Genomic DNA, 10,234 nt, shown 5'->3' on the forward strand with positions numbered 1-10,234 from the left:
CCTGCGTCTCACGTGAGCGATGCTGGCCCATACTGCCTGCTCGTAGCGCTGCTTAGTCCACATGATGGAACTGGCTATCCACTTTTCGGCCATCCGGCCATCATGTAACCTGCACGAAATCGCAGAGGGCCAACGTCGTCCCTAGTGCGCATGTCATATGCCAGATGACGACGACGGGAGAGCCGATGCGTTCCGCGTCCACGCACCCCCAGACCGCCGGCTCCGGTTCCGGCCGGTGGTCCCACATGGACGGGCGTCCCGCCCCCCAGGGGATGTACGACCCCCGCAACGAGCACGACGCCTGCGGCGTCGGCTTCGTGGCCACCCTCACCGGCGAGGCGGACCACGCGCTCGTGGAGCAGGCACTGACCGTGCTGCGCAACCTGGAGCACCGCGGGGCCACCGGCTCCGAGCCGGACTCCGGCGACGGCGCGGGCATCCTGATGCAGGTCCCGGACGCGTTCCTGAGGGCGGTCGCCGGTTTCGAGCTGCCCGCCGCCGGCCGGTACGCGGTCGGCACGGCCTTCCTGCCCGTCGAGGACGAGGACCGCCGCAAGGCCGTCGAGTCCATCGAGCGGCTGGCCGCCGAGGAGGGACTGACCGTCCTCGGCTGGCGCGAGGTGCCGATCGGCCCCGACGTCCTCGGCGCCACGGCGCGCTCGACGATGCCGCACTTCTCCCAGCTCTTCGTCTCGGACGCCGAGGACGCGCGGTCCGGGATCGACCTCGACCGCCCCGCCTTCGTGCTGCGCAAGCGCGCCGAGCGCGAGGCGGACGTCTACTTCCCGTCGCTGTCGGCCCGGACGCTCGTCTACAAGGGCATGCTGACCACCGGCCAGCTGGAGCCCTTCTTCCCGGACCTGTCCGACGAGCGCACCGCCACCGCCATCGCCCTGGTGCACTCCCGCTTCTCCACCAACACCTTCCCCAGCTGGCCGCTGGCGCACCCGTACCGCTTCGTCGCCCACAACGGTGAGATCAACACCGTCAAGGGCAACCGCAACTGGATGCGCGCCCGCGAGTCGCAGCTCGCCTCGGGCCACTTCGGCGGCGACCTGGACCGGATCTTCCCGGTCTGCACGCCGGACGCCTCGGACACGGCGACCTTCGACGAGGTGCTGGAGCTGCTCCACCTCGGCGGCCGCTCGCTGCCCCACAGCGTGCTGATGATGATCCCCGAGGCGTGGGAGAACCACGACTCGATGGACCCGGCCCGGCGCGCCTTCTACCAGTACCACTCCACCCTGATCGAGCCCTGGGACGGCCCGGCCTGCGTCACCTTCACCGACGGTTCCGTCGTCGGCGCCGTCCTGGACCGCAACGGCCTGCGTCCGGGGCGCTACTGGGTCACCGACGACGGCCTGGTCGTGCTCGCCTCCGAGTCCGGCGTGCTGGACGACATCTCCCCGGACAAGGTGGTCCGCAAGGGCCGGCTGCAGCCCGGGAAGATGTTCCTGGTCGACACGGCCCGGCACCGGATCATCGAGGACGACGAGATCAAGGCCCAGCTCGCCGCCGAGCACCCCTACGCGGAGTGGCTGGAAGCCGGCCTGATCCACCTCAACGACCTGCCCGAGCGCGAGCACATCGTGCACACCCACGCCTCGGTCACCCGCCGCCAGCAGACCTTCGGGTACACCGAGGAGGAGCTGCGGATCATCCTGGCGCCGATGGCGAAGACCGGCGGTGAGCCGCTGGGCTCCATGGGCACCGACTCGCCGATCGCGGCGCTGTCCGAGCGGCCCCGGCTGCTCTTCGACTACTTCACCCAGCTGTTCGCGCAGGTCACCAACCCCCCGCTGGACGCCATCCGGGAGGAGCTGGTCACCTCGCTGATCAGCGCCGTCGGCCCGTCCGGCAACCTGCTGGAGCCGTCGCCGGCGTCCTGTCGCAACATCACCCTGCCCTTCCCGGTGATCGACAACGACGAGTTGGCCAAGCTCATCCACATCAACGCCGACGGCGACATGCCGGGCCTGAAGGCCGCGACGCTGTCGGGCCTGTACCGGGTCTCCGGCGGCGGCGAGGCCCTGGCCGCGCGGCTCACCGAGATCTGCGCCGAGGCCGACGCCGCCATAGAGGACGGCGCCCGGCTGATCGTGCTCTCCGACCGGCACTCGGACGCCGAGCACGCGCCGATCCCGTCGCTGCTGCTCACCTCCGCCGTGCACCACCACCTCATCCGCACCAAGCAGCGCACCCAGGTGGGCCTGCTGGTCGAGGCCGGCGACGTCCGCGAGGTGCACCACGTCGCGCTGCTCATCGGCTACGGTGCCGCGGCGGTCAACCCGTACCTGGCGATGGAGTCGGTCGAGGACCTGCTGCGCGCGGGCACCTTCCTCCAGGGTCTGGAGCCCGAGGCGGCCATCAGGAACCTGATCAAGGCGCTGGGCAAGGGCGTACTGAAGGTGATGTCCAAGATGGGCATCTCCACCGTCGCCTCCTACCGCGGTGCGCAGGTCTTCGAGGCCATCGGCCTGGACAACGACTTCGTCGACACCTACTTCCACGGCACCACGACCAAGCTCGGCGGCGCCGGCATCGACGTGGTCGCCAAGGAGGTCGCCGCCCGGCACGCCAAGGCCTACCCCGCCTCCGGCATCGCCCCGGCGCACCGCCGGCTGGAGATCGGCGGCGAGTACCAGTGGCGCCGCGAGGGCGAGCCGCACCTGTTCGACCCGGAGACGGTCTTCCGGCTGCAGCACGCCACCCGCTCGCGCCGCTACGACATCTTCAAGCAGTACACGGACCGGGTGAACGAGCAGTCCGAGCGCCTGATGACGCTCCGCGGCCTGTTCGCCTTCAAGGACGGCGAGCGCGCCCCGATCCCGGTCGACGAGGTCGAGCCGGTCTCCGAGATCGTCAAGCGCTTCTCCACCGGCGCCATGTCGTACGGCTCCATCTCGCGCGAGGCGCACGAGACGCTGGCCATCGCCATGAACCAGCTGGGCGGCAAGTCCAACACCGGCGAGGGCGGCGAGGACCCGGACCGCCTGTACGACCCGGCGCGCCGTTCCGCGATCAAGCAGGTCGCCTCCGGCCGCTTCGGCGTCACCTCGGAGTACCTGGTCAACGCGGACGACATCCAGATCAAGATGGCCCAGGGCGCCAAGCCCGGTGAGGGCGGCCAGCTGCCCGGCCACAAGGTCTACCCGTGGATCGGCAGGACCCGGCACAGCACCCCCGGTGTCGGCCTGATCTCGCCGCCGCCGCACCACGACATCTACTCCATCGAGGACCTGGCGCAGCTGATCCACGACCTCAAGAACGCCAACCCGCAGGCCCGCATCCACGTGAAGCTGGTCTCCGAGGTCGGCGTCGGCACGGTCGCGGCGGGCGTCTCCAAGGCCCACGCCGACGTCGTGCTGATCTCCGGCCACGACGGCGGCACCGGCGCCTCCCCGCTGACCTCCCTGAAGCACGCGGGCGGCCCCTGGGAGCTGGGCCTGGCCGAGACGCAGCAGACGCTGCTGCTCAACGGCCTGCGCGACCGCATCGTCGTCCAGACCGACGGCCAGCTGAAGACCGGCCGCGACGTCGTCATCGCCGCCCTGCTGGGCGCCGAGGAGTTCGGCTTCGCGACCGCCCCGCTGGTGGTCTCCGGCTGCGTGATGATGCGGGTGTGCCACCTGGACACCTGTCCGGTCGGCATCGCCACCCAGAACCCGGTGCTGCGCGACCGCTTCACCGGCAAGGCCGAGTACGTGGTGAACTTCTTCGAGTTCATCGCGCAGGAGGTCCGCGAGCTCCTGGCCGAGCTGGGCTTCCGCTCGATCGAGGAGGCCGTCGGCCACGCCGAGCTGATCGACACCACCGCGGCCGTCACCCACTGGAAGGCGCAGGGCATGGACCTCGCCCCGCTCTTCCACGTGCCCGAGCTGCCCGAGGGCGCGGCCCTGCACCGCACCATCGACCAGGACCACGGCCTGGGCAAGGCGCTCGACAACGAGCTCATCGCACTCGCCAAGGACGCCCTCGACAACGGCGACCCGGTCCGCGCCCAGGTCGCGATCCGCAACGTCAACCGCACGGTCGGCACCATGCTCGGCCACGAGGTGACCAAGAAGTACGGCGGCGCCGGCCTGCCCGACGACACCGTCGACATCACCCTGACCGGCTCCGCGGGCCAGTCCTTCGGCGCCTTCCTCCCCAAGGGCATCACGCTCCGCCTGGAGGGCGACGCCAACGACTACGTCGGCAAGGGCCTGTCCGGCGGCCGGGTGATCGTCCGTCCCGACCGGGGCGCCGACCACCTGGCCGAGTACTCGACCATCGCCGGCAACACCATCGCGTACGGCGCCACCGGAGGTGAGCTCTTCCTGCGCGGCACCACCGGCGAGCGCTTCTGCGTCCGCAACTCCGGCGCCACCGTCGTGTCCGAGGGCGTGGGCGACCACGGCTGCGAGTACATGACCGGTGGCCGGGCACTGGTGCTCGGCCCGACCGGCCGCAACTTCGCGGCCGGCATGTCGGGCGGCATCGCGTACGTCCTCGACCTCGACCCGGACAACGTCAACACCGGCATGGTGAACGTCGAGGAGCTGGACGCCGACGACATCAAGTGGCTGCACGACGTGGTGCGCCGCCACCAGGAGGAGACGGGCTCCACCGTCGCCGAGAAGCTCCTCGCCGACTGGGGCCACACCCTCACCCGCTTCGGCAAGGTCATGCCGCGGGACTACAAGGCAGTGCTCGCCGCCAAGAACGCCGCCGAGCAAGCCGGGCTCTCCGAGTCCGAGACCGTCGCGAAGATGATGGAGGCGGCAAATGGCTGACCCGAAGGGCTTCCTCACCACGCCCCGCGAGACCGCTCCGACCCGTCCGGTCGAGGAGCGCAAGCAGGACTGGAACGAGGTCTACGTTCCCGGCGGCCTGCTGCCGATCATCACCAAGCAGGCCGGACGCTGCATGGACTGCGGCATCCCCTTCTGCCACAACGGCTGTCCGCTGGGGAACCTGATCCCCGAGTGGAACGACTACGCCTACCGTGAGGACTGGAAGGCCGCCAGCGAGCGCCTGCACGCGACCAACAACTTCCCGGAGTTCACCGGTCGCCTCTGCCCGGCCCCCTGCGAGTCCGCCTGTGTGCTCGGCATCAACCAGCCGGCGGTGACCATCAAGAACGTCGAGGTCACCATCATCGACAAGGCCTGGGACAGCGGGGACGTCACCCCGCAGCCCCCGGACCGGCTCTCCGGCAAGACCGTCGCCGTCATCGGCTCCGGCCCGGCGGGCCTGGCCGCCGCCCAGCAGCTGACCCGGGCCGGCCACACCGTCGCGGTGTACGAGCGGGCCGACCGCATCGGCGGTCTGCTGCGGTACGGCATCCCCGAGTTCAAGATGGAGAAGCGGCACATCAACCGCCGCATCGAGCAGATGCGCGCGGAGGGCACCAAGTTCCGCACCGGTGTCGAGGTCGGCCGCGACATGCCGGGCAGCGCACTGCGCAAGCGGTACGACGCCGTGGTGATCGCCGCGGGCGCCACCCAGTGGCGCGACCTGCCCGCCGAGGGACGCGAACTCGGCGGCATCTACCAGGCGATGGAGTACCTGCCGCTGGCCAACAAGGTGCAGGAGGGCGACTTCGTCGCCCCGCCGATCACCGCCGAGGGCAAGCACGTGGTCGTCATCGGCGGTGGCGACACCGGCGCCGACTGCGTCGGCACCGCGCACCGCCAGGGCGCCCGCTCGGTCACCCAGCTGGAGATCATGCCCCGGCCGTCGGAGGACCGCCCGGCGCACCAGCCCTGGCCGACCATGCCGATGACGTACAAGGTCACCTCCGCCCACGAGGAGGGCGGCGAGCGGGTCTACGCTGTCAACACCATGAGGTTCGAGGGCGACGAGGACGGCAACGTCAAGGCGCTGCACCTGGTCGAGGTCGAGTTCCAGGACGGGAAGTTCGTCCCGCAGCCCGGCACCGAGAAGGTGATCCCTGCCGAACTGGTCACCCTCGCCATGGGCTTCACCGGCACCGACCAGCGCAACGGCCTGGTCGAGCAGCTCGGCCTGGAGCTCGACGCCCGCGGCAACATCGCCCGCGACAAGGACTTCACCACCAACGTGGACGGTGTCTTCGTCGCCGGTGACGCGGGCCGCGGCCAGTCGTTGATCGTGTGGGCCATCGCCGAGGGCCGTTCCGCGGCCCGCGCGGTGGACCACTACCTCACCGGCGCGAGCATCCTGCCGGCCCCGATCCGTCCGACGGATCGCCCGCTGACGGTCTGACCCTCCGTCACACCTGAGACGTCCCGTACAAGGGCGTACGGAACGGAACGCGGCGCCTGCCCTCACCCGACCGGGGGCAGGCGCCGCACTGCCATGTCGTGGAACTCCACCAGGGCGTCCTCGGTGTAGGCGCCCACGCCGCCCCGGGTGTAGGGGCGTTCGGCGTCCGCGAACGAGGTCAGGAAGCGCCCGTCGACCGTGATCGTGAGCGTGGCGCCGCGCTGCTCCACCTCGATCCGGTACCAGCGCCCGGTGGGGAACGGCGCCGGACCGGTGGCCAGGAAGCGCTGGCCACCCGGGTACGCCGGGTCGCGCTTGCCCAGCTCCCAGCCGTTCGGCTTGAGGGCGAGGTAGTAGAAGTGCTCCGGGTCGCGGTACGCCCACACCAGCCACGGCACTTCCCACGGGTTGGGCCGGGGGGTGCGCAGCTGACGGAGCGTCCGCGTCCGCGCCCCGTAGGCCATGTCCCCGTACTCCTCGGTGGAGACCACCAGGCCCGCGTGCGTGACGTCCGGGCGGTCGGCCACGCCCGGCGAGAGCAGCAGCGACGTGGCGTCCCCGCGGTTGTCGCCGTAGCCGTCGTACACCGACAGCCAGGGCCCGTGCACCGTGCCGTCCGTCCAGCCGGGCCCGGCGCCGCCGCGCCCCTGGCACGCGTACACCACGCCGCCCACCACCAGCAGCAGGGCGAGCACCAGCCCGGCGGACCGCGGGCCCCTCCGCCGCGGTGGGCGGAGGGGCCGGAGCACGGAGGACCTCAGGACGGTGGTCATGCCGCGGGGGAGGGCTCCGGGGCACGGGGCGGCGGGACCGCGGAGGAGAGCGTGGTGGGCACGTCCTCGCCGAAGTCCTCGGCGAGCTGGGCGAGCACGCGTTCTGCCGCCCGTCCGTCGCCGAAGGGATTGCCCGCGGTCGCCATGCGGTGGTACTCCGCCGGGTCGTCCAGCAGCCGGCCCGCGGCCGTCAGGATCGCCTCGGGGTCGGTGCCGATCAGCCGGGCCGCGCCCGCCTCCACGGCCTCCGGCCGCTCGGTGGTGGTACGGAGCACCAGCGCGGGCTTGCCGAGGCTGGGCGCCTCCTCCTGGATGCCGCCGGAGTCGGTGAGGACCAGCTCGCAGTCGGCGAGGGTCGCCGCGAAGTCGGGGTAGCCCAGCGGTTCGACGACGTGCACGGCGTGGTGGCCGGTCAGTTCGGGCAGCAGGGCCTCGCGCACGGCCGGGCTCTTGTGCAGCGGCAGCAGGATCTCCACGTCCCCGCGCCGGCCGAGCCGGCGCAGCGCGCGGCCCATGGCGCGCATCCGCTCCCCCTGGTTCTCCCGGCGGTGCAGGGTGAGCAGCACCCGGCGGCGGCCGCTGCCCGGGAAGGCGCTGCGGCCGACGCCCTCGCCGAGCACCCACAGCAGGTTGTCGATGACCGTGTTGCCGGTGGTGAACACCTGGGTGTCGGGGGTGCCCTCGGCGAGCAGGTGGGCGGCGGCCCGCGGGGTGGGGGCGAAGTGCCAGCGGGCGATGCGCCCGATCAGCCGGCGGTTGAGCTCCTCGGGGAACGGGTTGTCGAGGACGCCGGTGCGCAGGCCCGCCTCGACGTGGGCGACGGGGACGCGTTCGTAGAAGGCGGCCAGCGCCCCGGCCAGCGCGGTGGTGGTGTCGCCCTGGACGATCACCAGGTCCGGACGGTCGTTCCTGATGACCTCGCCCAGTCCCTCCACCAGACGGGCCGTCAGCTCCGAGAGCTGCTGGCGCTCGCGCATCACGTCGAGCCCGGCCCTGGCCGGCACCTGCAGCAGCTCCAGCATCTGGTGGAGCATCTCGCGGTGCTGTCCGGTGGTGACCACGATCGGCTCGAACAGCTCCGAGGCCGCCATCGCCCGGGCCACGGGGGCCAGTTTGATCACCTCCGGCCGGGTGCCGAGGACGAGCATCGAGCGGATCGTTTGCGTCGTTCCGGGCGATTCGGATGGGTGAGCGGACATGGTTCCCCCCTGGGACGGTGGTGCAGGTGATCGGGACGAGAAGGAGTACGGGCCGTCAGGTGCGCGCGGTCTTCAGCCAGGTGCGCTTGCCGGTGAGCATCCGCCACAGGCCCCACCAGCCGGCGGCGAACCAGATGTAGCCGTAGAGGATGAAGGCGTGCGCCGCCAGGACGGAGCGCACCAGCCCGAGTGTGCGCTCGCGCTTGGCGTAGACGAAGCCGTAGACGTAGGCCGCGGTGAAGGAGAGCAGGTACGGGCCGAGCAGCCACATCGGCGAGACCAGCGGCCGGCCCTCCTGGAACGAGGCGGCGACGGTGCCGCCGACGGCGACCAGGAAGGACAGCGGCAGCAGCGAGGTGAGCAGGATCAGCACCGGGCTGGACAGGTGGTAGAGCAGGTCCAGGGCCGGGCGGGTGGAGACCTCGCGCAGGATCAGCGGCACCAGGCCGGCGGACTGCAGGTGGCCCTGGAACCACCGCGAGCGCTGCCGCACCAGCCGTCGTACGTCGAGCACGGCCTGCTGGGAGACGGCGGCGGTGGTGCAGTACTGGTTGCGCCAGCCGCGCGCGATCAGCCGGACCCCGAGGTCGAGGTCCTCGGTCAGGCTGTCGCTCCAGGGGCCGTCGCCGCCGAGCGTGTCGAGCGCGGACAGCCGCATGAACTGCCCGTTGCCGCCCATGCCGACGCTGCCCAGGAAGCGCCGGGCGCTCTGGAAGACGTCGCCGTAGACGACGAACTCCATGTCCTGCAGCCGGGCCAGCAGCCCCAGGTGCCGGTTGTACATGCGGACGCCGATCTGGACGGCGCCGGTGGCCGGGTCGTCGAAGTACGGGTCGACGGCCTGGATGGTGTGCGGGTCGAGCCGGCCGTCGGCGTCGACGACGCAGAGGATGACGTCCTCGGGGGCGCGGTGGCCGAGCAGTCCGGAGGCCCGCAGGTGGCGCACGCCCGCGTTGAGCGCCGCGCCCTTGCCGCGCCGGGCGTCGGGGAGCCGGCGCCGGTAGAGCCAGACCCGCGAGCTGTCGGCGGCCCGGGCGACCTCGGACGTACGGTCGTCGGAGGCGTCGTCGATGACCAGTGCCACGAAGCTGTCGGCGGGCAGTGAGGTGATCCGGGCCAGGCTCTCGGCGAGGACCTTCTCCTCGTTGAGGCAGGCGAGCAGGAAGACGTAGAAGCGCTGCCGTCCCGGCTGGCGCACCCGGCGGATGTGGCGCCGGGAGAGCAGGAACAGCGTGGTGTTGTAGGTCCCGGCCAGCACGATCAGCGCGGTCGCGGCCCACAACGCGAACTGGCCGGTCATGACCGGCCCCCGGCGGTCCGGCCGGCCGCCGCACGGGCCGAGGGACGGCGGAGCCAGAGTCTCGCCGCCATCAGACCGAATGCGATCAGGCAATACAGCAGGAAGCCCATTCCTGCCGCTATTTGTAAACCCCTGGCGAACGGAATGCCAGGAACAGCCCTCGAAGCCGTGGCCATACCAGCCAGCGGCAGCATTGTGCCCAGTGCGGGCCTTCCGTACATGAGTGAGTCCCCCCAATGCGTTCCGGCGCGAAAGGCGGTCCGGAACTCCAGGGCAGGAAGTTAGCAGATACTTTTGGATGATCATCGCCTGATAGGCGGTGCGTGGGGTTGCGCGCGGGGCGTGCGCCGGTATCGCCGCAGCTCCGGGGTGTGTACCGAAAGGGGGATTCACCCTTCTGGGGGCATTGGGTTTCCATGCCGGAATGAAAATCGAACGAGAGGCGAATCCGATGATCGTGTTGACATCGGGCATTGCGGCTCTGAACAATCGGCGACCTGTTCTGAACCGGTGCAATGGGGGGAAACATGCAATCCCGCATCAGGAGGCCCGGGAAGTCCCGGGTCTCCGTCATCGTCATGCTCATCACGGCCCTCTTGGGGGTCGCATTCCTGTCCGCCCCGGCGGGCGGTGCCGCAGGGCGCGGCCCCGCGGGCAAGGGCGACCACCGCCACCGCGGCGAGCTCCTGGGCGGCCGCGCCGGCCTCGGCGAGGTCGACTTCACGGGCTGGGCC

6 protein-coding genes are annotated in these 10,234 nt (G+C 71.2%); 3 read left to right on the top strand and 3 right to left on the bottom strand.

Annotated features, from left to right (window positions below; translation table 11 throughout):
- The first annotated feature begins 185 nt into the window (after positions 1-185).
- Positions 186-4,775: a glutamate synthase large subunit gene (gene gltB, locus PV410_RS37285; RefSeq protein ID WP_500330589.1), complete on the top strand. Its 4,590-nt coding sequence runs from the start codon at positions 186-188 to the stop codon at positions 4,773-4,775.
- Entirely contained in the window at positions 4,768-6,228 is a 1,461-nt protein-coding gene (locus PV410_RS37290) for a glutamate synthase subunit beta (protein WP_500330571.1), read from the top strand. The genes gltB and PV410_RS37290 overlap by 8 nt, the downstream gene beginning before the upstream one ends.
- A 62-nt stretch (positions 6,229-6,290) precedes the next feature.
- Here the strand turns inward: PV410_RS37290 and PV410_RS37295 are convergent, their stop codons facing one another.
- The 3 genes from PV410_RS37295 to PV410_RS37305 all read right to left on the bottom strand — a co-directional run bounded on the left by PV410_RS37295 (position 6,291) and on the right by PV410_RS37305 (position 9,500).
- Positions 6,291-7,001 carry a calcium-binding protein gene (locus tag PV410_RS37295; protein ID WP_500330573.1) on the bottom strand — a complete coding sequence of 237 codons (711 nt, stop codon included), beginning with the start codon at positions 6,999-7,001 and terminating at the stop codon, positions 6,291-6,293.
- Positions 6,998-8,149, bottom strand: coding sequence for a non-hydrolyzing UDP-N-acetylglucosamine 2-epimerase (gene wecB / locus PV410_RS37300; RefSeq protein WP_500330575.1), 1,152 nt, complete (start codon positions 8,147-8,149; stop codon positions 6,998-7,000). The genes PV410_RS37295 and wecB overlap by 4 nt, the downstream gene beginning before the upstream one ends.
- A gap of 106 nt (positions 8,150-8,255) precedes the next feature.
- A complete protein-coding gene (locus PV410_RS37305) occupies positions 8,256-9,500 on the bottom strand; it encodes a glycosyltransferase family 2 protein (RefSeq protein ID WP_500330576.1) in 1,245 nt (414 codons plus the stop codon).
- A 527-nt stretch (positions 9,501-10,027) separates the two neighbouring features.
- Between PV410_RS37305 and PV410_RS37310 the strand changes: the two genes are divergently transcribed.
- Positions 10,028-10,234, top strand: a 207-nt coding sequence (locus PV410_RS37310; RefSeq protein ID WP_500330577.1) for a hypothetical protein, incomplete at its 3' end; no start/stop codon positions are given.

This window comes from Streptomyces sp. PA03-5A (genome assembly GCF_033792725.1).
Lineage (GTDB): Bacteria > Actinomycetota > Actinomycetes > Streptomycetales > Streptomycetaceae > Actinacidiphila.

Bases quoted from the DNA above. Each gene is read 5' to 3' on its own strand.
- gltB (WP_500330589.1), top strand. From the start codon at position 186: ATGCGTTCCGCGTCCACGCACCCCCAGACCGCCGGCTCCGGTTCCGGC.
- PV410_RS37290 (WP_500330571.1), top strand. From the start codon at position 4,768: ATGGCTGACCCGAAGGGCTTCCTCACCACGCCCCGCGAGACCGCTCCG.
- PV410_RS37295 (WP_500330573.1), bottom strand. From the start codon at position 7,001: ATGACCACCGTCCTGAGGTCCTCCGTGCTCCGGCCCCTCCGCCCACCG.
- wecB (WP_500330575.1), bottom strand. From the start codon at position 8,149: ATGCTCGTCCTCGGCACCCGGCCGGAGGTGATCAAACTGGCCCCCGTG.
- PV410_RS37305 (WP_500330576.1), bottom strand. From the start codon at position 9,500: ATGACCGGCCAGTTCGCGTTGTGGGCCGCGACCGCGCTGATCGTGCTG.